The sequence below is a fragment of the Serratia fonticola genome, assembly GCF_001006005.1.
Lineage (GTDB): Bacteria > Pseudomonadota > Gammaproteobacteria > Enterobacterales > Enterobacteriaceae > Chania > Chania fonticola.
The window spans coordinates 4,585,887-4,609,909 of record NZ_CP011254.1; the positions used below are offsets into that span (position 1 = coordinate 4,585,887).

Annotated in this window: 19 protein-coding genes; 8 read left to right on the top strand and 11 right to left on the bottom strand. The window is 55.7% G+C overall.

Going from position 1 to position 24,023, the window contains the following annotated elements; genetic code table 11:
* Nucleotides 1-1,086, bottom strand: a complete 1,086-nt coding sequence (gene rsxD, locus WN53_RS20360) for an electron transport complex subunit RsxD (RefSeq protein ID WP_024486621.1) — start codon at nt 1,084-1,086, stop codon at nt 1-3.
* Nucleotides 1,087-1,381: 295 nt separating this feature from the next.
* Here rsxD and WN53_RS20365 point away from each other — a divergent pair, with 295 nt between their 5' ends.
* Nucleotides 1,382-2,275, top strand: coding sequence for a helix-turn-helix domain-containing protein (locus tag WN53_RS20365; RefSeq protein WP_024486622.1), 894 nt, complete (start codon nt 1,382-1,384; stop codon nt 2,273-2,275).
* Nucleotides 2,276-2,309: 34 nt separating this feature from the next.
* Here WN53_RS20365 and rsxC read toward each other — a convergent pair whose 3' ends face one another.
* From rsxC to WN53_RS20400, 7 genes are all read right to left on the bottom strand, one after another.
* Complete coding sequence (gene rsxC / locus WN53_RS20370) at nt 2,310-4,529, bottom strand: electron transport complex subunit RsxC (protein WP_046808209.1); 2,220 nt, start codon at nt 4,527-4,529, stop codon at nt 2,310-2,312.
* A complete protein-coding gene (rsxB, locus tag WN53_RS20375; protein ID WP_021804523.1) occupies nt 4,522-5,097 on the bottom strand; it encodes an electron transport complex subunit RsxB in 576 nt (191 codons plus the stop codon). Before rsxB ends, rsxC begins: the two co-directional genes overlap by 8 nt.
* Nucleotides 5,097-5,678, bottom strand: coding sequence for an electron transport complex subunit RsxA (gene rsxA, locus WN53_RS20380; protein WP_021178056.1), 582 nt, complete (start codon nt 5,676-5,678; stop codon nt 5,097-5,099). Before rsxA ends, rsxB begins: the two co-directional genes overlap by 1 nt.
* A 144-nt stretch (nt 5,679-5,822) precedes the next feature.
* Nucleotides 5,823-6,263 carry a DUF2569 domain-containing protein gene (locus WN53_RS20385; protein WP_024487067.1) on the bottom strand — a complete coding sequence of 147 codons (441 nt, stop codon included), beginning with the start codon at nt 6,261-6,263 and terminating at the stop codon, nt 5,823-5,825.
* 298 nt (nt 6,264-6,561) lie between these two features.
* Nucleotides 6,562-7,974, bottom strand: coding sequence for a glycoside hydrolase family 1 protein (locus tag WN53_RS20390; RefSeq protein WP_046808210.1), 1,413 nt, complete (start codon nt 7,972-7,974; stop codon nt 6,562-6,564).
* A gap of 101 nt (nt 7,975-8,075) precedes the next feature.
* Nucleotides 8,076-9,581, bottom strand: a complete 1,506-nt coding sequence (araA, locus tag WN53_RS20395; RefSeq protein ID WP_024486692.1) for an L-arabinose isomerase — start codon at nt 9,579-9,581, stop codon at nt 8,076-8,078.
* A 55-nt stretch (nt 9,582-9,636) separates the two neighbouring features.
* Nucleotides 9,637-11,316, bottom strand: a complete 1,680-nt coding sequence (locus tag WN53_RS20400) for a ribulokinase (RefSeq protein ID WP_024486691.1) — start codon at nt 11,314-11,316, stop codon at nt 9,637-9,639.
* A gap of 359 nt (nt 11,317-11,675) precedes the next feature.
* Between WN53_RS20400 and WN53_RS20405 the strand changes: the two genes are divergently transcribed.
* From WN53_RS20405 to WN53_RS20435, 7 genes are all read left to right on the top strand, one after another.
* Entirely contained in the window at nt 11,676-12,659 is a 984-nt protein-coding gene (locus tag WN53_RS20405; protein ID WP_024486690.1) for an arabinose ABC transporter substrate-binding protein, read from the top strand.
* Between the two features lie 60 nt (nt 12,660-12,719).
* Nucleotides 12,720-14,243, top strand: a complete 1,524-nt coding sequence (gene araG, locus WN53_RS20410) for an L-arabinose ABC transporter ATP-binding protein AraG (RefSeq protein WP_024486689.1) — start codon at nt 12,720-12,722, stop codon at nt 14,241-14,243.
* Between the two features lie 17 nt (nt 14,244-14,260).
* Nucleotides 14,261-15,244 (top strand): L-arabinose ABC transporter permease AraH, encoded by a 984-nt coding sequence (gene araH / locus WN53_RS20415; RefSeq protein WP_024486688.1) that lies wholly within the window; start codon nt 14,261-14,263, stop codon nt 15,242-15,244.
* An 884-nt stretch (nt 15,245-16,128) separates the two neighbouring features.
* Nucleotides 16,129-17,046 (top strand): arabinose operon transcriptional regulator AraC, encoded by a 918-nt coding sequence (gene araC, locus WN53_RS20420; RefSeq protein WP_046808211.1) that lies wholly within the window; start codon nt 16,129-16,131, stop codon nt 17,044-17,046.
* Between the two features lie 247 nt (nt 17,047-17,293).
* Nucleotides 17,294-18,334, top strand: coding sequence for an oxidoreductase (locus tag WN53_RS20425; protein WP_024486986.1), 1,041 nt, complete (start codon nt 17,294-17,296; stop codon nt 18,332-18,334).
* Between the two features lie 74 nt (nt 18,335-18,408).
* Nucleotides 18,409-19,404 (top strand): bile acid:sodium symporter family protein, encoded by a 996-nt coding sequence (locus tag WN53_RS20430; protein WP_024486987.1) that lies wholly within the window; start codon nt 18,409-18,411, stop codon nt 19,402-19,404.
* A gap of 16 nt (nt 19,405-19,420) precedes the next feature.
* Nucleotides 19,421-19,726, top strand: coding sequence for a hypothetical protein (locus WN53_RS20435; RefSeq protein WP_024486988.1), 306 nt, complete (start codon nt 19,421-19,423; stop codon nt 19,724-19,726).
* A 43-nt stretch (nt 19,727-19,769) separates the two neighbouring features.
* On the opposite strand, the gene add is transcribed toward WN53_RS20435, so the two are convergent.
* The 3 genes from add to malX all read right to left on the bottom strand — a co-directional run bounded on the left by add (nt 19,770) and on the right by malX (nt 23,875).
* Nucleotides 19,770-20,768, bottom strand: coding sequence for an adenosine deaminase (gene add, locus WN53_RS20440; RefSeq protein ID WP_046808212.1), 999 nt, complete (start codon nt 20,766-20,768; stop codon nt 19,770-19,772).
* A 295-nt stretch (nt 20,769-21,063) separates the two neighbouring features.
* Nucleotides 21,064-22,245 (bottom strand): MalY/PatB family protein, encoded by a 1,182-nt coding sequence (locus WN53_RS20445; protein WP_021178043.1) that lies wholly within the window; start codon nt 22,243-22,245, stop codon nt 21,064-21,066.
* A 46-nt stretch (nt 22,246-22,291) separates the two neighbouring features.
* A complete protein-coding gene (malX, locus tag WN53_RS20450; RefSeq protein WP_037413791.1) occupies nt 22,292-23,875 on the bottom strand; it encodes a maltose/glucose-specific PTS transporter subunit IIBC in 1,584 nt (527 codons plus the stop codon).
* Nucleotides 23,876-24,023: the final 148 nt, after the last annotated feature.

The window sequence follows — 24,023 nt, forward strand, 5'->3', positions numbered from 1 at the left end:
TCAACGGTGGCCATACACGCGTGGCTGCGTGTAGTGATCGATCAAAGGCACGGTAATGTTGGCCAGCAGTACGGCAAAGGCTACCCCGTCGGGATAACCGCCATACACGCGGATCAGCCAGACCAGCAAGCCAACCAGGCCGCCGTAAATCAGCCGACCTTTGGGCGTGGTAGAGGCACTGACCGGGTCGGTGGCTATAAAGAAAGCCCCGAGCATAGTGGCCCCGGAAAACAGGTGGATCAGCGGGGAAGCCTGATGGGCCGGATCTAACGTCCAGGCTAATCCTGAGCACAGGGCAATGACGGCCACCATGCTGAACGGGATTTGCCAGTGGATCAGCTTACGACCCAGCATAAACAGGCCGCCGAGCAGGAAGCCCAGGTTAATCCACTGCCAGCCGATACCGGCCAGGGTGCCACCGAACAGCGGTTGCTGGAGTACCTGTTCGACCGAGTGGCCGCTGCGTAGGCCGGTTTTAAAACCGTCTAATGGCGTCGCCTGGCTGATGCCATCAACGCCCATCTGCAATTCGTGCAGAGTGGCTCCCTGGGCGGTGTGGCCACTGAAAATAGCTAGCAGGGTATCCGGCAGGGTCAGGGCGGTTGCGCGCAGCTCTTCCGGCGGTAACCAACTGGTCATCTGTACCGGGAAGGAGATTAGCAGCACCACGTAACCCACCATGGCCGGGTTGAAAGGGTTTTGCCCCAGTCCGCCGTATAGCTGTTTGGCGATCACAATGGCGAAGAAGGTGCCGATAACGATCATCCACCAGGGAGCCAGCGGTGGCAGGCTAATGCCCAGCAACAGCGCAGTGAGCAGGGCGGAATTATCTGCCAGCCGTGTCTTGACTGGCTGTTTACGTAGCGCAAGAATGGCGGCCTCGGCCCCGAGGGCGGTCACCATGGCCAGCGCGGTCTGAATAAGGTTGCCATAGCCAAAGAACCACACCTGTGCGGCCATGCCGGGAATGCAGGCCAGCATAACCCAAAGCATGATGCGGCTGGTGCTTTGCTGGTTATGGGTAAACGGAGAGCTGGCGATGTGTAAGCCCTTGGGGGCTGCCTGTTGTACCGGCCTGAACTTCATAGAATAACTACCATTTCTTTGCCATGTTAATCAGTGCATTCACGGTGCGGGCACCGGGGGAAATTACAGCGCTGCATTCTACCTCAATCATATGCCGGGTAATACGTGCTAATCATAAGGATATTCAGCTTTTGCGGTGAGAAAAAGCCAGGCTGGATGTAAAACGTGCAGTATGGGTTGTCATACTGATGATCGAGCTGCTATTTTTGGACTGCTTTGCGCACGGAATAACAACTTTCATATAATTAACGCAGGTTACTATCCTGAGCATTTTTGAAGTAGCGAACATCTAATAATGACTAATGAAGATATTTTATTTATTGAAGAGCTGATTGAATGGGTCGAAATTCATCTGGAAACGCGGCCCAATCTGGATGAAGTTGCGCGTATCTCCGGCTACTCCAAGTGGCACCTGCAGCGTAAGTTCAAGCGTATCACCGGTATCCAGCTCGCCACCTATATTCGCTCACGCATTCTTACCCGTGCGGCGGTCGCGCTGCGCATCAGCAATCGTACGATTATCGATATCTCCGATGAATTGGGCTTTGATTCACAGCAAACCTTCACCCGGATGTTTAAGCAACGTTTTGGCATTACGCCAAACCGCTACCGTACCATGGAGAAATGGGACGTGAAGAGCCTGATGCCGCGCTTCGACTTCGAAGCCGTATATGAGGCGGGTTTCTATCCGGAGATTCAACGGCTGACGTTGCCAGATACGCACCTGGTCGGTTTTACACGTGAGATGGAATTTGATACTGCCCAAGAGATGGCCATTTCTTCCTGTATCGCCATGAAGGGGGAAATCTTTAATGACTTCTTCAAAGGGCTGAATATGGAGTGCCACAAGGTTTACAGCATCCATTCTGACAATGAGCGCGGCGAAGGCGAGTGTTCAGTCACGCATACCATGGCGGTGGAGCCGGAATTCAAGAAGGACATCCTTTCTGGTCACAAGATTGAAGATATTCGCTTGCCAGCGCGTGAGTACATCGCGATTACCCATCAGGGGACGGCCAAAGAGTGCGTGAAATTTATCTCTTACCTGATCTCGCATGTGATGCCAGGGCTGCGTAATGAAGTACGCGGAAGCGTAGAGATGGAGATGATCGAAGCTAAGGCGTGGAACCAGGATGCGAAACTGCGGCAGATCGATGTCAATTACACCTACCTGATTTCTATCGATTAAGTGGGGCCTTGCATTCGGCAAGACCCCATACCGCTTACTCTTTATCTACCATCGCCAGTTGCTGAGCGGCCTTTTTTGCCTTGACTCGGGCCAGCGCGGCAGCAACGGCGGCCTTGCGTGGATCTTCCGGTTCAGCCGTAGGGATGGGGTCCTCGTCAACTTGCGGTTGAGAAAGCTCAGTTTGCTGCGCCGCCTTTTTCGCCTTCACGCGGGCCAGCGCGGCAGCAACGGCGGCCTTGCGTGGATCCTCCGGTTCAGCCGTAGGGTTGGGTTCTTCGTCAACTTTTGGTTGAGAAAGCTCCGCTTGCTGTGCGGCCTTTTTGGCTTTGACTCGGGCCAGCGCGGCGGCAACGGCGGCCTTGCGTGGATCTTCCGGTTCAGCCGTAGGGATGGGTTCCTCGTCAACCTGCGGTTGTGAAAGCTCAGCCTGCTGCGCGGCCTTTTTCGCCTTCACGCGGGCTAATGCCGCCGCTACCGCAGCCTTACGCGGATCCTCTGAAGCTACAGTTTCCGCCACGCTTTCAGCGTCTTGTGCCTGCGCCTCTTTCTTGGCTTTGACTCGTGCCAATGCTGCAGACACGGCCGCTTTACGTGGATCTTCATCTTGCACCGCTGCGGCAGGCATTTCACTAGTTTGCTCGAGCTTGCGCTCTCTAGCCTGTGCTTTACGCGCTTCGCGGGCAGCAATGGCAGCGCTGTTATCCGGCTCCTGGCCGCTGATAGCAACGCCAGCAGCCTCACTGTTTTTGCTGCGAACGCGAGCCAAAGCCGCCTGAACGGCATCTTGATCGCTGTCGGTCAGTTTCACCGCGGCCTTTTTATGACGCTCTTCGCGCGCCAGCTTCTCACGCTCTAAGCGGGCCAGCTTGGCTTCATAACGTGCCTTGGCTTCGGCGGTACGTGCCGCTTCCTGATCCAACGCGTTAATCTCGGCCTTCTCTTGGCGATAATATTGCACCAGCGGAATATTGCTGGGGCAAACGTAGGCACAGGCACCACATTCGATACAGTCGAACAGGTTGTGCTTACGCGCCTTCTCGTGCTCTTCGCCACGGCTGAACCAGTAAAGCTGCTGCGGCAACAGCCCGGCAGGGCAGGCATCAACGCACAGCCCACAGCGAATACAGGACTGCTCTGGTTCTTGTACGGCCATTTCGTCAACCGTCGGGGCCAGTAAGCAGTTGCTGATTTTGACAATCGGCACGTTTAACGTTGGCAACGTAAAGCCCATCAGCGGGCCGCCCATTACCACCATCTGTTGGGATTGAGGTTGATAGCCGCCAAAGGCCAGCAGGTGTTGCACCGGCGTGCCGAGGCGCGCCCAGACGTTGCCCGGTCGGCTCATGGCCTCACCGGTTAAGGTGACGACGCGTTCAATCAACGGCTCGCCATCGACAATCGCCCGCTTGATGGCAAAGGCGGTGCCCACGTTCTGCATCAGCACGCCGATGGTGGACGAACGCTTGCCGTGAGGCACTTCTTTGCCCGTCAGAATTTTGGTTAACTGCTTGGCACCACCAGAAGGGTATTTGGTAGGGATCACCCGCAGGGCGATGCCATCCTGCCCGCGCAAAGCGGCTTTCAGCGCGGCGATGGCTTCCGGCTTGTTATCTTCGATGCCGATCAGCGTCACTTTGGGTTGTAACAGGTGGCGCAGGATCTGGGTGCCTTCGATAATCTGAGCGGCCTGTTCCTGCATCAGCCGGTCGTCGGCGGTGATATAGGGCTCGCATTCGGCAGCGTTGAGGATCAGGGTTTCCACCTCTTCACGGCCACCTTGCAGCTTACTGGCCGTTGGGAAACCCGCGCCCCCCAGTCCGGCAATCCCGGCCTGATGAATACGTTGGATCAGCTCTGCCGCATCCAGTTGGCGGTAATCGGCGACCGGCATCAGTTCGCACCAGCGATCTTCACCGTCTGGATCGATAATCACGCACAGTTCCGCCAGCCCTGAAGGATGGGCGGTAACGTGAGGTTCAATGGCGCGGATGGTGCCCGAGGTGGGCGCATGTACCGGCAAGGTGCGGCCACGACCAAAGGTCAGTGGTTGGCCTTTCAGTACGTGGTCACCGGCTTTGACGCACAGCTCACCTTCTGGTCCCAGATGCTGTTGCAAGGGGACGATAAAAATGTCGGGCAGGGGAGCCACGCGCAGTGGCACACCGCTGGACTGGGTCTTCATTTCGGGTGGATGAATGCCACCGTCAAAATCCCAAATCCGATCTTTTTTCAAAGCGGCGAACAGATTAAACATGTTGCTCCACGGGGATCACTTGCACCGGAATGGTTTGCATATCCCACTTCCAGCTGGCGGTCGTGGTGGCGACCGGTTTCATTTCAATACAATCGGTTGGGCAGGGTGCAACGCACAGATCACAGCCGGTACAGAGATCGGTAATGACCGTGTGCATGGCGCGGGTGGCACCCACGATGGCGTCCACCGGGCAGGCCTGAATGCACTTGGTGCAGCCGATGCAGTTGGCTTCGTCAATAAAGGCGACCTTACGCACCGGCTCGGCCACGGCAGCACCGCCGTCCAGCGGTTGTGGCTCGACGTTGAGTAATTCGGCCAGCTTGAGCATCACCTGCTCGCCACCCGGGGCACATTTGTTGATCATCTCGCCATTGGCTACCGCTTCGGCATAGGGGCGGCAGCCGGGATACCCGCATTGGCCACATTGGCTCTGCGGCAGAATTTCGTCGATCTGTTCGGCAACCGGATCTTCTTCCACTTCAAAGCGGCGCGCGGCAAAGCCCAGCACCAGGCCAAACAGCAATCCCAAGGCGCTTAATGCCGCCACCGCAATCCACAACGCAGTCATTAGAATCTCACCAGCCCGGTAAAGCCCATAAAGGCCAGAGACATCAGGCCAGCGGTGATCAAGGCGATAGAGGAACCGCGAAACGGCGCGGGCACATCGGCGACCGCCAGGCGTTCACGGATGGCGGCAAACAGCACCATCACCAATGAGAAGCCTGCGGCGGCACTAAAGCCATAAACCGCAGACTGCAGGAAGTTGTAGCCAAGGTTGACGTTGAGCAACGCCACGCCTAACACGGCGCAGTTGGTGGTGATCAGCGGCAGGAAAATCCCCAACAGGCGATACAGCGCCGGGCTGGTTTTACGCACCACCATTTCGGTGAATTGCACCACGACGGCGATCACCAGAATAAAGGACAGCGTGCGCAGATAAACCAGATCCAACGGGATCAGGATAAAGCTGTTGATTAGCCAGGCGCAGACCGAGGCCAACGTCATCACGAATGTGGTAGCCATACCCATGCCGATGGCACTTTCCAGTTTCTTGGAAACGCCCATAAAGGGGCACAGGCCCAGGAATTTCACCAGGACAAAGTTGTTCACCAGTACGGTGCCAACAAACAAGAGCAGGTATTCGGTCATTGCAATGCCTAAAAAAATAAAAGCCGCCTATTATCGGTAATCGGCGGCGTAACGACAACATACTAATCGCAAGGGTATTGCGCTTTTTTGCCTGTTTTGCTGAAAATTTACACAGCAGTGCGATCAAATCGTGCCTTGCCGTGGTTACTTCTCGGTGAAGGTGCCTTTCACGCGTTGGGAACGCTTAAAATAGGGCACCAGCAGGGCGGCCATCACCAACGGCCATAGCAGGCTACGCACGGCAAGTTCATCGGGCACGGGGGCAAAGGCGAACGCCTTGATTGCCAATAGCACGGTGATCAGCAGCCAGACCAGGAACAGCTTTGGAAAACGTTGTGAACGCTGGCAGAACAGCCACAGCAGGTACAGCGTAAAGCACCACATCACCAGCGTAGTGATCACCGATAGATACCACTGCGTGGAGAAGGCGTGAGCATTGGTGCTCAGATACTCGCGTGATTCCGGCATAAAAATGGCCATACCGTACAGGGCCAACATAAGGCTGGCACTGAGCAGGGTAACGATCAGATAGGCCATCGGGGCTAGCAGCCAACCGCCGATGCGCGAATATTCAGCTTGGGTCATACGAGATCCTGAGTGGTATTCCAACGAAGTAAGCGGCATAGCTTACTCAAATATGAGCCAATGCGCGAGGAGAAGGCGATTTCGTTGGCCTAACCTATAAAAATGTTAGTCAGGTTGGGTCGCTGCAGGTAATGGTGCAACAGGTGAGAGTCATACAGAACACCGACACGCCGTGAATCCATCCTTGGAGGCTCGTATCGCGCATCCCTGCGCTCAACGGTCGGCTTACCTGCAATGACTCCCACCTGCCTCAAGCTCGGGTGTTGCGGTATTATGTCCAGTAACAATGGGAATGTGATTAACGTTCCGCACCGTTGCTGGCGATCAGCTTTTGGTACCAGAAGAAGCTCTTCTTACGCTGGCGTGCCAGATCTTTGTTGTGGTCAACGTAGATAAAGCCGTACTGCTTCTGGAAGCCGTTGAGCCAGCTCAGCAGATCGATAAACGACCATGGGTAGTAGCCGCGTACGTCGGCGCCCTGTTTGATGGCGTCTTCAATGGCACCAATGTGCTGGCGCAGATAGTCGATACGATCGTCATCCACCACTTCACCATCAATAATCGGATCTTTGGCTCCCAGACCGTTCTCGGTGATGTAGATAGGAATATCGCCGTAACGCGCCTTGATATTCATGATGCCTTCGGTGAGGCCTTGGGGATAAATCTCCCAGTCCCAATCGGTATACACGCCATTCGGGTTGCGGACGAACTTGAACAGCCCCTTAAAGCCGAATTCGTTACCCTGCTGGTGGCCGCTGCCTTTCTCACCGGTGGTGTTGATGGTCAGATGTGACTGTTGATTATTGGCCGCGATGGTTTCACGTTTGTAATAGTTCAGGCCAATAAAGTCACAGATATTGTCGCGCAGCAGTTGCTCATCACCAGGTGCGAATTGTGGCACGCCCCACAGTGCCTGAGTCTGCGCCAGCAGTTCAGCCGGATATTCCCCTTTCAGTACCGGATCGTACAGCCAGTGGGTAAAGATCCCTTCGGCCAACTGATAGGCCGCCAGATCTTCCGCAGATTGGCTGAGCGGGGTATGGGTTTGCAACACGTTGACGAAGCCGATTTGGCCGGCAATGCCGCTAGTGCGGAATGCAGCCACCGCTTTGGCGTGGGCCACAAAGACGTGGTGGCAGGCCTGGATAGCGCGCGCCGGGCTCTGTACGCCTGGTGGGTGGCCGCCGGTGATGTAACCGAAGCCGATAAAGCACACGGTCTCATTGAAGGTAGACCATAGTTTGACACGATCGCCGTAACGCTGGTAACACAGGCGGGCATACTCTTCAAAAGCCTCCGCAGTGCTGCGTGCTTCCCAACCGCCTTCATCTTGCAATGCCTGCGGCAGATCCCAGTGGTACAGGGTGATCATCGGCTCAATGTTGTGTTCCAACAGGGCATCGATCAGATCGCTATAGAATTTGACCCCGGCCTCATTGATGGTGCCCCGGCCCTGTGGCAGCAGGCGCGGCCAGGAGATAGAGAAGCGGTAGCTCTGCATCCCCATTTCGGCCATCAGCGCCACGTCCTCACGGAAGCGGTGATAGTGATCGACGGCAACGTCGCCGTTTGTGCCTTGGTAAGTGGTGCCTGGCAGGTGGGAGAAGGTATCCCAGATGGATGGGCCTTTGCCGTCGGCATCGTGTGCGCCTTCAACCTGATACGCCGCGCTAGCCGCGCCCCAGAGGAACTCTTTCGGGAAAGCAGACATAACTATTCTCTCTATACGTTAAATATTGAGTCTAGTTTAGGTCGAGTTGAAATGAGTTTGCAACCGGTTTCTGAAACCGGTTGCAGTTTTTGCGGGAGCGTTTAGCGACGGTTGATTTGGTAGTAGGTTTCATTCCAGCGGATTTCGTTCTTGAACGCTGGCAGGGTGGTGTCGTTATCGATCAGCAGGAATTCGATGTTGTGCATTTCGGCATACAGACGCAGGTAGTCTGCGTTCAGTGACTGCGAGAACACCGTGTGGTGTGCGCCACCTGCCAGGATCCAGGCTTCCGCCGCCGTAGCCAGGGAAGGCTGAGCACGCCAGATCGCCCGCGCCACCGGCAGTTTAGGTAACGGTTTAGGCTGCTCAATGGTATCAACCTGATTGACCAGCAGGCGGAAACGATCGCCCATATCGATCAGGCTGGCGTTTACCGCCGGGCCTGCCGGGGTAGAGAAGATCAGGCGGGCCGGATCGGCCTTGCCACCGATGCCCAGATATTGAATATCCAGCAGCGGCTTGTGTTCTTTGGCGATGGAAGGGCAGACCTCCAGCATGTGGGAACCCACCACCAGATCGTTGCCCGGCTGGAAGTTGTAGGTGTAGTCCTCCATAAACGAAGTGCCGCCGTTTAAGCCGCTGCCCATCACTTTCATAATGCGCAGCAGGGCCGCGGTTTTCCAGTCGCCCTCGCCGGCAAAGCCGTAGCCTTGCTGCATCAGGCGCTGTACCGCTAAACCTGGCAACTGCTTCATGCCGTGCAGCGTTTCAAAATTGGTGGTGAAGGCGTGGAACTTGCCCTGTTCGAGGAAACGTTTCATACCCAGTTCGATAGCCGCGGCATCGATCAGGTTCTGCCGTTTGGCACCGTTAACCTTTGCTACGTCGCTCAGCTCATAGCTGGCTTCGTACTCTTCGACCAGGGTATCGATATCGCCCTTGCTCACTTCATCGATTACGCTGACCAAATCGCCGATGCCGTAAGCATCCACGGAGTAGCCAAACTGGATCTGCGCGGCCACTTTATCGCCATCGGTCACGGCGACCTGGCGCATGTTGTCACCAAAACGCGCCACTTTCAGCTGCTGGCTTTCCTGTTTGGCACAGGCAACACGCATCCATTGAGCGATACGTTCCTGGGCATTTTTGTCTTGCCAGTGGCCCGCGATCACGCTGTGCTGCTGGCGCATACGAGCACCGATAAACCCGAACTCACGGCCACCGTGGGCGGTCTGGTTCAGGTTCATAAAGTCCATATCCATGCTGTCCCAGGGAACCTCGGCATTAAATTGGGTATGGAACTGGAGCAGCGGCTTATCGAGGATCGACAAGCCTGCAATCCACATTTTTGCCGGTGAGAAGGTGTGCAGCCAGGTGATGATGCCGACACAGTCCTGGTGATAGTTGGCATCACGGCAGACGGTGGTGATTTCGTCCGGCGTGGTGACCAGCGGTTTCAGCACCATCTTCACAGGTAAACCTGCGTCGCGGTTCAGGCTGTTCACGACCTGCTCGGCGTTTTCCATCACCTGTTGCAGGGTTTTGGGACCATAGAGATGCTGGCTACCGATCACGAACCACACTTCACGTTGCTTAAAGATGTTCATCAAAAACTCCTGGATCTAGAGGTTTTATTGAGCCGAGGGGGTCTGCCCCGGCGTATTAATTTTTGGTGGTTGCGGCAAAGCGCGGCTCTGCGGCTTGGCACCACTGTTGATAGCGTTCATAAAGTTGTTGGTAGCGCGCGACGTTTGCCGGATCGGGCTGCAAAGTACGTTCAATACTGCAAGCCATATGCTGCTGAGCTTGCGGAACGTCGCTGAAGTGCCCGGCGGCCACTGCGGCGAAGATGGCCGCACCCAGTGCACAGCATTGGTCGGAGGCGACGATCTGTAGCGGACGATCCATCACATCGGCGCAAACCTGCATGATCACCGGTGACTTGCGGGCAATACCGCCCAAAGCCAGCACGTTATCGACGGGAATGTCCTGCTGTTCGAAGCACTCCATGATGGCACGAGCGCCAAAAGCCGTTGCGGCGATAAAGCCACCAAACAGCGTGGGCGCATCGGTGCCGAGGTTGAGATCGGTGATCACTCCTTTCAGGCGCTGGTTGGCGTAGGGGGTGCGGCGGCCATTGAACCAGTCCAATACCACGGGTAGATGGTCAAGCGACGGGTTTTTGGCCCAGGCGGCGGTCAGGGCGGCCAGCATGTCATGCTCGATTTGTTGCAGCTGTGTCTGGAGTTGCGGTTGCGTCTTGGCGGCTTCACGCAGTGGCCAGCTCAGCAGGCGGCTGAACCAGGCGTACATATCGCCAAAAGCGGATTGCCCGGCCTCCATCCCGATAGTTTGCGGCACTACGCTGCCGTCCACCTGGCCACAGATGCCGCTAATGGCACGATCGCCCACGCGCTCACGATCGGCGATCAGAATGTCGCAGGTCGACGTGCCAATCACCTTCACCAGCGTATAAGGCTGCGCACCGGCTCCGACGGCCCCCATGTGACAGTCAAACGCGCCACCGGACAGCACCACGCTTTCTGATAACCCAAGCCGTGTGGCCCACTCTTTGCTCAGAGTCCCTACCGGAAGATCGGCAGTGTAAGAACCGGTAAACAGCGGATAGGGCAGATCTTCCACCAGCAACGGATCCAAAGCCGCAAAGAAGGCTTTAGGTGGCAAACCATCCCAGTCCGGATGCCATAACGTTTTATGCCCAACGCTGCAACGGCCGCGCTTTAACCGATCCGGTGCGGTAGTGCCAGAAAGCAGTGCTGGCACCCAGTCGCACAGTTCTACCCAAGAGGCGGCGTCGTGGCGTACCGCTTCATCCTGGCGTGAAACGTGCAAGATCTTGGCCCAGAACCACTCAGAGGAGTAAACGCCACCGATATAACGCGAATAGTCGGGGAAATCGCCACGGCGGCACAGTTGGTTAATCTCCTCCGCCTCCTCGATGGCGGTGTGGTCTTTCCACAGCACAAACATGGCGTTGGGATTGCTGGCAAACTCCGGCCGCAACGCCAATACATCGCCATGTTCATCAATCGGGGCGGGAGTGGATCCGGTGGAATCTACCCCAATCCCGACCACGGCCTGCCGCTGTTCCTGGCTCATGCGCTGCACCACGGCGACGATGGCCTGCTCCATGGCTTCGATATAGTCGAGTGGATGGTGGCGGAACTGGTTCTGCGCGGCGTTACAAAAGTCACCACGCTGCCAGCGAGGGTAGTAGACCACCTCGGTATCCAGTTCGTTACCATTTTGACAGTCGACAGCCAGTACCCGCACTGAATCGCTGCCGAAGTCTAATCCCAGGGCAATAGCACCTGCCGTCATGATGCGGACTCCTTACTTGTTAGGTTGAGGTTAACGATAGGAGCGGGACGGCGAGGCAGGTGAGGAATCATTGGCTGGAAGTATGCACTTTTCTGCTTGCTACAGTGATTTTGTGATGGGGGTCAAAAGTTATCACTTGGTTAAATTTGCTAAATGTATGCACATATCTGCTGTTATCTCGGGATGTGATAGCGCTCTACATTTAACTAACAAATACCGGCTAAAACTGTTTGCGTCTTACCTGAGTCGACGGCAAGAAGCGAGATATAAGGCCATTGTCGTGACAGGTTCTCATAATGATAACGTTTTCACGGTGGCGCGGTTTTTCTGCCGATGAAAGCAAAACAGCGGAGAGTACCATGCATAAATTCACTAAGGCGTTGGCAGTGATTGGTCTGACGGCGGTTATGTCACATTCAGCTGTCGCAGAGACCATGAAACTGGGTTTTTTGGTTAAACAGCCAGAAGAGCCCTGGTTCCAGACTGAATGGAAATTTGCCGACAAGGCGGGTAAAGACCTGGGGTTTGAAGTGATCAAGATTGCCGTACCGGACGGCGAGAAAACCCTCAATGCCATCGACAGCCTGGCAGCCAGCGGGGCCAAAGGGTTTGTCATCTGCACCCCAGACCCGAAACTCGGCTCGGCGATTGTCGCCAAGGCACGCAGCTACGATCTGAAAGTGATCGCGGTTGACGACCAGTTTGTTAACGCCAAAGGCAAACCGATGGAGAGCGTGCCGCTAGTGATGATGGCGGCCACCAAGATAGGTGAACGCCAAGGCGCAGAGCTGTGGAAAGAGATGAACAAACGTGGCTGGAAAGTGGCAGAGACCGGCGTAATGGCGATTACCTCCGATGAACTGGACACGGCACGCCGCCGTACCGGTGGCTCGATGGACGCATTGAAAACCGCTGGTTTCCCAGAGCAGCAAATCTACAAGGTACCGACCAAATCCAACGACATCCCAGGGGCGTTCGATGCCGCCAACTCGATGCTGGTGCAGCATCCGGAAGTGAAAAACTGGCTGATCGTCGGGATGAACGACAACACCGTGCTGGGCGGTGTACGTGCCACCGAAGGCCAGGGCTTTAAAGCGCCTAACGTGATCGGCATTGGTATCAACGGCGTTGACGCGGTAAGCGAGCTTTCCAAGAAACAGGCAACCGGCTTCTACGGTTCACTGCTGCCAAGCCCGGATATTCATGGCTACAAGAGCATTCAGATGCTGCATGACTGGGTAGAGAAAGGCGTGGAACCAGAGAAGTTCACCGAAGTGACTGACGTGGTGCTGATCACCCGCGACAACTTCCAGGTGGAACTGCAGAAAAAAGGTCTGATGTAAGGGGCGAGCCGCCTGCATCAAGCGGGCGGCCATTTATCGCATAGCATTGAGGAAAGCACTATGACTGCCGTCACGCCCTATCTGGCTTTCAAAGGCATCGGTAAAAGCTTCCCTGGCGTCAAAGCGCTGGATGATATCAGTTTCAACTGTCAGGCCGGACAGATCCACGCGCTGATGGGGGAAAACGGCGCCGGGAAATCGACGCTGCTGAAAATTCTCAGCGGTAATTACGCCCCAAGCAAAGGGGAGATCCATCTCCAGGGACAAGCGGTGCAGTTTGCCAATACCACCGACGCGTTGAACGCCGGGGTGGCGATTATTTACCAGGAACTGCATCTGGTGCCGGAAATGACCGTGGCAGAGAACATCTACCTTGGCCAGTTGCCGACCAAACATGGCCTGGTGGATCGCAAACTGCTGCGTTATGAGTCCCGCTTACAGCTGGAACACCTCGGGTTGGACATCGATCCGGATACCCCGTTGAAGTATCTGTCGATTGGCCAGTGGCAGATGGTGGAGATTGCCAAGGCCTTGGCGCGTAATGCCAAAGTGATTGCGTTTGATGAGCCGACCAGTTCGCTGTCGGCACGTGAAATTGAACAGTTGTTCCGGGTGATCCGCGAGTTGCGGGCCGAAGGGCGAGTGATCCTGTATGTCTCACACCGGATGGAGGAAATCTTTGCACTGAGTGATGCCATTACGGTGTTTAAGGATGGCCGCTATGTACGCACCTTCGACGATATGCAGCAGGTGAACAATGAAGTGCTGGTGCAGGCGATGGTGGGGCGGGATCTCGGTGATGTCTATGGCTATCAGCCACGCGAGCTGGGAGAAGTGCGTTTGCAGCTTACCGATTTGCAGGCCGCCGGGGTGAAAACGCCTATCAGCCTTAACGTACGCGCTGGCGAAATTGTTGGCCTGTTTGGCTTGGTAGGCGCAGGGCGTAGCGAATTGATGAAAGGAATTTTTGGCGCTACGCGGGTAACTGCGGGCCAATTGATGCTGGATGGCAAGCGGCTCGATGTTCGTTCACCGATCGACGCTATCCGTGCGGGCGTGATGCTGTGCCCGGAAGATCGTAAGGCCGACGGCATCATTCCGGTGCACTCGGTGCGTGACAATATCAACATCAGCGCACGCCGCAAAAGCATCAAGGCGGGCTGCCTGATCGATAACGCCTGGGAAACCAGCAATGCCGATCACCATATCCGCGCGCTGAATATCAAAACCCCCACCGCCGAACAGCTGATCATGAATCTCTCCGGCGGCAACCAACAGAAGGCGATCCTGGGCCGCTGGTTGTCGGAAGAGATGAAGGTGATCCTGCTGGATGAGCCGACACGCGGTATTGACGTTGGCGCAAAACACGAAATCTACCACGTGATTTATCAGCTGGCGCAGCAGGGCATTGCGGTGCTGTTCGCCTCCAGCGATTTGCCCGAAGTACTGGGGCTGGCAGATCGCATCATCGTGATGCGTGAAGGGGCGATCTCTGGCGAGTTGACCCATAGCGAGGCCACTGAGGAAAAAGCCCTCAGCCTGGCGATGTTACGTACCCCCGATATTGCAGCGGCGATGGCCTGATTGCGAAGGAGCAAGAGATGTCGAGCATGACAACCAATTCTGTGAAAAACCGCGGCGGCCTTGGGTTGGCGCGTATCTGGGACAGCTATGGCATGCTGGTGGTATTTGCCGTGCTGTTTGTTGCCTGCGTCGTGTTTGTGCCGAATTTTGGCAGCTTTATCAATATGAAGGGCTTGGGGCTGGCGATATCCATGTCCGGTATGGTGGCGTGCGGCATGCTGTTCTGTCTGGCCTCGGGCGATTTTGACCTGTCGGTGGCGTCGGTTATCGCCTGTGCGGGTGTCACCGCGGCGGTGGTCATCAACATGACCGAGAGCCTGTGGATCGGCGTGGCTGCCGGTTTGCTGTTGGGCGTGCTCTCTGGGCTGATCAATGGTTTTGTGATCGCCCGGCTGAAGATTAACGCGCTGATCACCACCTTGGCCACCATGCAGATCTTCCGCGGCCTGGCCTATATCATTTCCGATGGGAAAGCGGTGGGGATCGAAGACGAGCGTTTCTTTGCGCTCGGCTATGCCAACTGGTGGGGGCTGCCTGCACCGATTTGGATCACCATTGGCTGCCTGATCCTGTTTGGTTTCCTGCTCAATAAAACCACCTTTGGCCGCAATACTCTGGCGATCGGTGGTAACGAGGAGGCGGCTCGGCTGGCCGGGGTGCCGGTAGTGCGTACCAAGATCATCATCTTTGTGCTTTCCGGGCTGGTATCAGCCGCTGCGGGCATCATTCTGGCTTCGCGTATGACCAGCGGCCAGCCGATGACCTCCATCGGCTATGAGCTGATCGTGATTTCCGCCTGCGTGCTGGGGGGCGTTTCGCTCAAAGGGGGCATTGGCAAAATTTCCTATGTTATCGCTGGGATCCTGATCCTGGGCACGGTGGAGAACGCCATGAACCTGCTGAATATCTCACCGTTCTCGCAGTATGTGGTGCGCGGCGTGATCCTGCTGGCCGCGGTGATTTTTGACCGCTACAAGCAACAAGCGAAGAGCAGGGCGTGAAGACCCATCACAATTTTGCGATTGCCATGAGCAGCATTTTGCCGAATGGGTAAACTTGCTATAGGTGGATAGTGTTTTGTCGTTTATTCAGCAATCTCTATTTTCCCCTCACCCCAACCCTCTCCCTCAGGGAGAGGGAGCTGCACGGAGCGCGTGGTTGACCCGTGCAACTTCGGAAAACTTCGGAAAGTAGGGAGTAAGAGGAAAGATAGGTTTTACACAGAAAAATCAATGAACTCTCTCCCGTAGGGAGTGGGAGCTGCACGGAGCGCGTGGTTGGCCCGTGCAACTTCGGAAAGTAGGGAGTAAGAGGAAAGGTAGGTATTACACAGAAAAATCAATGAACTCTCTCCCGTAGGGAATGGGATCTGCACGGAGCGCGTGGTTGGCCCGTGCAACTTCGGAAAGTAGGGAGTAAGAGGAAAGATAGGTTTCACACAGAAAAATCAATGAACTCTCTCCCGTAGGGAATGGGAGCTGCACGGAGCGCGTGGTTGACCCGTGCAACTTCGGAAAGTAGGGATCAAGAGGAAAGATAGGTTTTACATAGAAAAATCAATGAACTCTCTCCCGCAGGGAGTGGGTGCTGCATGGAGCGCGTGGTTGGCCCGTGCAACTTCGGAAAGTAGGGAGTAAGAGGAAAGATAGGTATTACACAGAAAAATCAATGAACTCTCTCCCGCAGGGAGTGGGAGCTGCATGGAGCGCGTGGTTGGCCCGTGCAGCTTCGGAAAGTAGGGAGTAAGAGGAAAGATAGGTTTTACACAGAAAAATCAATGAACTCGATCGGTCCCCTCTCCCTGTGGGAGAGGGTTAGGGTGAGGGGAACAGGCCACTCATTTTGCCAAGTATTGGGATAAAGAAACGACACTTTTGGAGGCCAGATGTATCATCGCATGGTTCAGGAACCCCAACCGAACCCGTTGTTGCCGGGTTACACCTTTAACGCCTACCTGGTTGCCGGGCTGACGCCGATTATGGCGGACGGGCCGCTGGATTTCTTTATCGACCGCCCCGGCGGCATGAAGGGTTACATCCTCAATCTGACCATTAAAGGCCAGGGCAAAGTTTTTGACGGTGAGGAGACGCTTTACTGTAACCCCGGCGATCTACTGCTATTTCCGCCCAAGGCGGCACATAACTATGGCCGATCACCGGATAGTGACTGCTGGTATCACCGCTGGGTTTATTTCCGCCCGCGTGCCTATTGGGCCGACTGGCTGGAATGGCACAGCAAGGCACATCAGGTAGGGCGTCTGACGCTGCCCAACAACCAGTTGCTGACCGAGTTTGACCGGCTATTTGCCAACATTGAGCAGACCCAACGCTCCGGCCGCCGTTTTGCCGAAGAAATTGGCATGAACCTGCTGGAACGACTGTTGCTGCGCGCGATGGAGGAGGATCCCCTCAGCCCACAGAAGATTATGGACCCACGGGTGATTGAGGCCTGCCAGTTTATTACCGGCAATCTGGCAGGGGAGCTGCGTATCGATGAAGTGGCCCGCCACGTTTGCCTTTCGCCTTCGCGGCTGGCACATCTGTTCCGTGACCAGGTCGGGATAAATATCCTGCGCTGGCGTGAAGATCAGCGGGTGATCCGCGCCAAACTGCTGCTGCAAACTACCCAGGAATCGATTGCCACTATTGGCCGGGTAGTTGGCTATGACGATCAGCTCTATTTTTCCCGGGTGTTTCGCAAGCGGGTTGGCGTCAGCCCCAGCGATTTTCGCCGCCGCAGCCTGGAGATCAACTACCCGGTGAACCCTTCCCGGGATCGGCCACTGATTGCCGCATCCCGTTAATTGGCATGCGGATACGACCGTTGTTGGGGGCGCAGCATGCTGCGCCGGTTCAGTTTATTGCCAGTTTGTTAACAATCTGCATTTAGCTCTTGTTCCAGCCCGCATCATGGTGTCAAATCGAATCAATCACGACTTCATCTTTTCTCGCGGCAACACTAGGAGCGGGTTTCTTGCCCCTGACTTATATGGACGTAGCATTTCAACCGCCTGGAATTGATGCGTATATCGCCCTGTATGAGGAAACAAGATGTCTGAAACAATCCGCGTTGGCCTGGTGGGCTATGGTTACGCCAGCAAGACCTTTCATGCTCCGCTGATCGCGGGAACCCCTGGCATGGAGTTGGCCGCCGTTTCCAGCAGCGACGCCGGTAAAGTCCACGCCGACTGGCCGATGATGACGGTGGTCAGCGACCTGCAGGCGCTGTTTAACGACCCCTCGATTGACCTGATTGTCATTCCAACCCCGAACGATACCCACTTCCCATTGGCACAACAGGCGATGGCGGCGGGCAAGCATGTGGTGGTGGATAAACCGTTTACCGTGACACTGTCACAGGCGCAGCAGCTACAACAGCAGGCAGAGCAGAGTGGACAACTGCTTTCAGTGTTTCACAACCGCCGCTGGGACAGCGATTTCCTGACCTTAAAAACCCTGCTGAAAGACGGCGCTTTAGGAGAAGTGGTCTATTTTGAATCCCATTTCGATCGTTTCCGCCCGGAAGTCCGCCAGCGCTGGCGTGAGCAAGGTGGTGCTGGCAGCGGTATTTGGTACGATCTGGGGCCGCATCTGATCGACCAGGCGTTGCAGCTGTTTGGCAAGCCACAAACGCTGTTTGTCGATCTCGGCGAGCTACGCCCGGGTTCACAATCGGTAGATTACTTCCATGCGGTGCTTAATTACGGCCATCGGCGTGTGGTGCTGCATGGCACGGTGCTGGCCGCGGCAGAAACTGCTCGTTACATTGTGCACGGCACGCAGGGCAGCTTTATCAAATATGGTCTGGATCCGCAGGAAGACCGCCTGAAAGCCGGTGAGCGTTTGCCGCAGGCCGACTGGGGTTACGACATGCGCGACGGAGTGGTGACGTTGTCACGTGACGGCATGCTGGCGGAACAGCCGCTGTTGACCATTCCGGGCAATTACCCGGCCTATTACGCCGCCATTCGCGACGCAATTTCCGGTGCCGGTACCAACCCGGTTCCGGCCAGCGAGGCGATACAGGTCATGGAAATGATCGAGCTGGGCATTGAGTCGGCCAAACAGCAAAAAGCGCTACCGGTCAGCTAATATCAATAATAACAGTAGGGTTCAGAGCGCTTCTGAACCCTTTTTTACGCATTAATAGCAAGGAATTTTGCAGGATGTCCTGGTTACAACGTCTACGTATCGACAAGTTTTTACTGGTACTGCTGATGGTGGTGCTGTTGGCCTCATTGTTGCCCTGTAAAGGGATTTGGCAGACCTTCTTCGAACATTTAACCACCGCCGCAATAGCCCTGTTGTTCTTCATGCATGGGGCGAAACTTTCCCGTGAGGCGATCGTTGCCGGAATGAGCCACTGGAAGCTGCACCTGGTGGTGTTTCTCAGTACCTTTGCGCTCTTCCCGCTGCTAGGGCTGTCGATGAACGTACTGGTGCCGGGCTTGATGACGCCCACCGTTTATCTGGGGTTCCTCTATCTGTGTGCTCTGCCTGCCACGGTGCAATCGGCAATCGCTTTCACCTCCGCAGCCGGAGGTAACGTGGCGGCGGCGATCTGCAGCGCTTCGGCATCCAGCATTCTTGGGGTATTCCTGTCTCCGCTGCTGGTGGGGGCATTGATGCATACGCAGGGAGGCAATACTGACGTGCTGCATGCCATCGGCTCGATTATTCTGCAACTGATGGTGCCGTTTGTTATTGGCCATCTGGCGCGTCCGCTGATTGGCAAATGGATCGATCGCCATCGCAAACTGATTAACCTCACCGACCGTTCCTCGATCCTGCTGGTGGTCTATACCGCGTTCAGCGCGGCTGTGGTTGAGGGGATTTGGCACACCATTGACGGCTGGTCGCTACTGACGATCCTGGTGATGTCGCTGGTGCTGTTGGCGGTGGTACTGATTATCAACACCTATGCTGCACGTTGGCTGGGGTTTGATACCGCCGATGAGATCACTATCGTGTTTTGTGGTTCGAAAAAGAGCCTGGCCAACGGCATTCCGATGGCTAACGTGCTATTTCCGGCCGCTGCCGTTGGGGCTATGGTATTACCCTTGATGATTTTCCATCAGGTACAGTTGATGGTATGTGCAGTACTGGCACAGCGCTATGCGCGTAAAACAGCACAGCAACGCGAAGTTGCCGTAACTAAATAAAAGACAAGGACGTAGCATGAGCAAGGTAGTCGAGATTTTGCAATATCGTTTACAAGCGGGCAGTGGCAAGCGTTTTCACCACCTCATGCAGCATGATAGCGTGCCGCTCCATAAGGCCGCAGGGATCACCGTGCTGGAGCACGGTGTCTCGCTACACGATCCTGATGCCTACTACCTGATGCGGCGGTTTGACGGCATGGCGGAAATGGAACAGGTATTGCAGGCCTTCTACCGCAGCAAAGCCTGGTTGGAGGGGCCACGTACCGAGATTGTGGCCCTGATCGAAGAGAGCCACCGGGTGGTGCTGCCATATCAATCATGAAAAACAGGCTCAGCCTTAACAGCGGCTGAGCCTGGATATTGCCTTAGCCAAGTACTTTCGCGCGTAGCGCCTGTTTTTCCTGCTCGCTGAGGAAGGCCATCTTCAGGCCGTTTTCCTGCGCGGTGCGGATTTCCTGCGGCGTTAATCCCGCCTGTGGAGCCGCCACGCGGTATTCATGCTCAATCTCAATGCCTTGCACGGCCGGATCGTCGGTATTGATTGAGGCCACCACGCCATGGCGCAGGAAGGTGGCCAGCGGATGTTGTGCCAACGAAGCTACAGTGCTGGTTTGTATATTCGAGGTCAGGCACGATTCAATGCCGATGGCATGCTGCGCCAGGTAATCCATCAGTGCCGGATCTTCTACCGCTTTAACCCCGTGGCCGATGCGCTCTGCACCCAACTCACGGATCGCCTGCCAGATGCTTTCTGGGCCAGCGGCTTCACCGGCATGAACGGTAATGCGCAGGCCTGCGTCACGAGCACGGTTGAAATGGCTGAGGAACAGGCTGCCAGGGAAGCCCAGCTCATCACCGGCCAGATCCAACGCGGTAATCCCGTCGCGGTGGGCCAGCAAAGCGTCTAGCTCTTGCAGGCAGGCCGCTTCGCCGAAGGTACGGCTCATGATGCCGATCAGGCGCACATCAATATCGCGGTCGCGGCAACCAGAGCGAATGCCGTCAATTACCGCTTCCACCACGCCAGCCACCGGTAGCTGGTGCTTCATCGCCATGTAGTATGGGGAGAAACGCAGTTCGGCGTAGTGCAATCCAGCGTTTGCTGCATCTTCCACGTTTTCATAGGCCACGCGACGGCAGGCATCCAGATCGCCCAGCACCGCCACGCCCCAGTCCAGCTTTTGTAAAAAGCTCATCAGATCGGGTTCAGTCTGGGTGATTTGCACATGGGGAAGCAGGGCAGCTAGCTCGTTGGCTGGCAGGGCTAGATTGAACTGGCGGCCCAGTTCAAGAATGGTTTGCGCGCGGATGTTACCGTCCAGGTGACGGTGAATATCGGTAAGGGGCAAGCGGGAGTCAATCATGGCGGCACTCATTGTTTTTGTATAGGTAAAGTGCAGATCAGTATAAAAACAAACGAATGAAAATAGCTATTGCGTTGCATAAAAAAGTGATTGTAATCACATTAAATCGTAAGTTCGCACTTCAGGATAAGAGGAAGATGTATAAGGCGGGTAAGCAGAGGCATGCTCTCAGGTCATTAGTCGATGAAATCAGGTCAATCGCAATGGGTTCTGGTTTTAACGGGTAGCATGACAATGCTGAGGGGAGTTGACGCTCAATGAAAAACCAGGGGCACTACGCCCCTGGCGATATAACTTATTTTGCATCCAGGACAAATTGCAACGCGGCGATCAGCTTATCCATCCCGGCCTCAACCTTGCTGCGTGGGCAGCCGACGTTCAAGCGCAGGAAACCACGGCCCTCTTCGCCATAGGTAAAGCCTGGCATGATGGCGACTTTCTCACGTTCGATCAGCACCTGCTGCAATTCGCGGTCGTCAATGCCCAATGGGCGTATATCGATCCACGCCAGATAGGTGGCCTGCGGTGGCTGCCAGTTTAGCTGTGGCAACGCCTGGTTTAGCCGTTCTGCCACGTAGGTCAGGTTATCTTGCAGGTAGTCGCGCAGGGCGTCTAGCCAAGGCTCGCCGTGGCGATAGGCGGCAATATGGGCTGCAACCGCCAGCACCGCCGGAGAGGATAATCCATCGCGGCTTTTTAGCGCCTGAACATAGCTATCCCGCGCACTATCATCGCTGATAATGCCATAGGCCCCGGTGAGCGCCGGAATGTTGAAGGTTTTAGAGCCGGAAGTCAGCAACGCCCACGGGGTGGTAGCTACCTGACTCCATGGAGTGTGACGATGTTCCCCCCAAACCATATCCATATGGATCTCATCGCTGATCACCTTGACGTCATGGCGTTCGCACAGCTCTGCCATCTGCTCCAGCTCCTGCTGTGTCCACACCTTGCCGGTGGGATTCTGCGGGCTGCACAACAGTAGGATCTTGGTTTGCGGCCGCGCTAGCAAGGCTTCCAGATGCGCCATATCGCATTGCCAATCGTTATCCACTTTGTGCAGCGGGCAAGGCAACACCTGGCGTTGATTACCCAGGATCACCTTATAGAACGCATCATAGGCTGGCGTATGGGTGACCACATATTCCCCCGGAGCCGACCAGATACGCACCAGCTGCGCCACCATGTAAATCACCGAAGGGCCATAGACCGCCTTGGTCGTATCTATGGGGGCATTGAAGCGCTGTTGATACCAATGCCGTACCGCACCAAGAAAGTCTTCATGCTGCCAGCGGCTATAGCCCAACACGCCGTGTTGCAGGCGCTGTTGCAGGGCTTCAAGAATGCAGGGGGCAGTGGCGAAATCCATATCGGAGATGGTGAAAGGCAGCAGATCTGCGGTACCAAACCGGTCGGCGATGTAGTCCCACTGGGTGCACCAGGTACCGTGACGATCTACCGGGGTAGAAAAATCAAACATGTGAAACTCCGAACAAGGGCGCAGCAGGCTGCGCCCGGGGGGAAGGTTATGCGTTGGCCATCAGTGATTCTAACTCATCTTTCACCGATTGCACCTGCGGGCCAATGACCACTTGCAGATTATGGTCATTAAGGTGCACCACGCCGATAGCCCGGTTGGCTTTCAGCACCGCATCATCCACCTTGCTCATATCGTTAACCGACATACGCAGGCGGGTAATGCAGTTATCCAGCGAAACGATATTCTCTTTACCGCCTAACGCTGCCAGGATAGCTGGCACGTTATAGCCGGATTTACCCACGGCACCGACAGGAGTGCTCTGCGTAGCGGTGGTTTCCGTCTCACGGCCCGGCGTTTTAATGTTCCAGCGCTGGATGGCGAAGCGGAAGATCGCATAGTAGGCAACGAACCAGATGGCGGCCACCAACGGCACCAGGTACCACTTGGTTGCGGTGCCGTGCAGGATACCAAACACCACGAAGTCGATAATGTTGCCGTCGGTGTTACCGATAGTGACGCCCAGTAAGGCCATCACGGTGAAGCCCAGACCGGTCAGGATAGCGTGGATCAGGTACAGGAACGGAGCCACAAACAGGAACAGGAATTCGATTGGTTCGGTGGTACCGCCGACGACACAAGCCACGACACCGGAAATCAGCAGCCCTTTGATTTTGTGGCGGTTCTCCGGTTTGGCACAGTGGTACATGGCTAACGCTGCACCCGGCAGGCCGCCAAGGAAGGCAGGCATTTTACCCTGGGACAGGAAGCGGGTAGCGCTTTCGGCAAAGCCGTGGGTGGTTGGGCAAGAGAGCTGCGCCTGGAAGATGGTCAATGCACCGCTGACTTCACGGCCACAAACGTCCAGCGTACCGCCCGCTTCGGTAAAGCGGATCAGTGCCACCAGAATATGGTGCAGCCCGAACGGCAGCAACAGACGTTCGCCGGAGCCGAAAATCATCGGCCCAAACATGCCAGCGCCGTTAATCATACGGCCCAACCCGTTAATACCGGCAGCGAACCAAGGCCAGATCAGCGGGATAATCAGGCCGCACAGGCCCAGTACCACGGTGGTGACGATTGGGACAAAGCGGGTACCGCCGAAGAACGCCAGCGCATCCGGCAGGCGGATGGTGTTGAAACGCTCGTGCAGCAGATAAACGATGATCCCGACGATCACCGCACCGAGGATACCGGTATCGATAGACTGAATGCCCAGGATGTTCTGGATGTTATTGGCTTTCAGCACCAGCGGATCGACGGTAGGCAGCACGCCTGACGTGGTCAGGTAGAAGTTGGTCGCCAGGTTCAGCACGGCAAAGCCGACAAAACCAGAGAAGGCGGCCACGCCTTTGTTCTCACGCGCCATGCCCAAAGGAATGGCAATGGCGAACATCACCGGCAGGAAGCTGAAAGCAAAGGAGCCGATCTTGCTCATCCAGGTGAACAGCAGTTGGAAAGCCGGATGACCAATGAAAGGCAGCAAGGTGATCACGTCACGGCTGCTTAGTGAGCTACCGATCCCCAGCATGATGCCGCAGAATGAAAGCAGTGCGACGGGCAGCATAAATGTCTTGCCCAGGCTTTGGAAAAACTCCCAAAGCGTAATTTTTTGTTTTTTAGACGCTGGCATAACCGACGACTCCTGGCGAAAAAGCATGCAATGTTGTGTGTACCCGATTAGGTAAAAATAAGATAAAACGTTTTACCTAGTAAAAATGCGTCCCTAATCACAATTATGAACGGTGCTTTGCGGTGACAATACTTATGTGGGTAAATCG

What these genes read in the sequence shown, in the direction of transcription:
- WN53_RS20425 (WP_024486986.1), top strand. Translation starts at nt 17,294, where the DNA reads ATGTCTGAAACAATCCGCGTTGGCCTGGTGGGCTATGGTTACGCCAGC.
- araC (WP_046808211.1), top strand. Translation starts at nt 16,129, where the DNA reads ATGTATCATCGCATGGTTCAGGAACCCCAACCGAACCCGTTGTTGCCG.
- WN53_RS20385 (WP_024487067.1), bottom strand. Translation starts at nt 6,263, where the DNA reads ATGACCCAAGCTGAATATTCGCGCATCGGCGGTTGGCTGCTAGCCCCG.
- WN53_RS20365 (WP_024486622.1), top strand. Translation starts at nt 1,382, where the DNA reads ATGACTAATGAAGATATTTTATTTATTGAAGAGCTGATTGAATGGGTC.
- add (WP_046808212.1), bottom strand. Translation starts at nt 20,768, where the DNA reads ATGATTGACTCCCGCTTGCCCCTTACCGATATTCACCGTCACCTGGAC.
- araH (WP_024486688.1), top strand. Translation starts at nt 14,261, where the DNA reads ATGTCGAGCATGACAACCAATTCTGTGAAAAACCGCGGCGGCCTTGGG.
- WN53_RS20390 (WP_046808210.1), bottom strand. Translation starts at nt 7,974, where the DNA reads ATGTCTGCTTTCCCGAAAGAGTTCCTCTGGGGCGCGGCTAGCGCGGCG.
- rsxC (WP_046808209.1), bottom strand. Translation starts at nt 4,529, where the DNA reads ATGTTTAATCTGTTCGCCGCTTTGAAAAAAGATCGGATTTGGGATTTT.
- malX (WP_037413791.1), bottom strand. Translation starts at nt 23,875, where the DNA reads ATGCCAGCGTCTAAAAAACAAAAAATTACGCTTTGGGAGTTTTTCCAA.
- rsxB (WP_021804523.1), bottom strand. Translation starts at nt 5,097, where the DNA reads ATGACTGCGTTGTGGATTGCGGTGGCGGCATTAAGCGCCTTGGGATTG.
- rsxA (WP_021178056.1), bottom strand. Translation starts at nt 5,678, where the DNA reads ATGACCGAATACCTGCTCTTGTTTGTTGGCACCGTACTGGTGAACAAC.
- araG (WP_024486689.1), top strand. Translation starts at nt 12,720, where the DNA reads ATGACTGCCGTCACGCCCTATCTGGCTTTCAAAGGCATCGGTAAAAGC.
- WN53_RS20435 (WP_024486988.1), top strand. Translation starts at nt 19,421, where the DNA reads ATGAGCAAGGTAGTCGAGATTTTGCAATATCGTTTACAAGCGGGCAGT.
- WN53_RS20430 (WP_024486987.1), top strand. Translation starts at nt 18,409, where the DNA reads ATGTCCTGGTTACAACGTCTACGTATCGACAAGTTTTTACTGGTACTG.
- WN53_RS20405 (WP_024486690.1), top strand. Translation starts at nt 11,676, where the DNA reads ATGCATAAATTCACTAAGGCGTTGGCAGTGATTGGTCTGACGGCGGTT.
- rsxD (WP_024486621.1), bottom strand. Translation starts at nt 1,086, where the DNA reads ATGAAGTTCAGGCCGGTACAACAGGCAGCCCCCAAGGGCTTACACATC.
- WN53_RS20445 (WP_021178043.1), bottom strand. Translation starts at nt 22,245, where the DNA reads ATGTTTGATTTTTCTACCCCGGTAGATCGTCACGGTACCTGGTGCACC.
- araA (WP_024486692.1), bottom strand. Translation starts at nt 9,581, where the DNA reads ATGAACATCTTTAAGCAACGTGAAGTGTGGTTCGTGATCGGTAGCCAG.
- WN53_RS20400 (WP_024486691.1), bottom strand. Translation starts at nt 11,316, where the DNA reads ATGACGGCAGGTGCTATTGCCCTGGGATTAGACTTCGGCAGCGATTCA.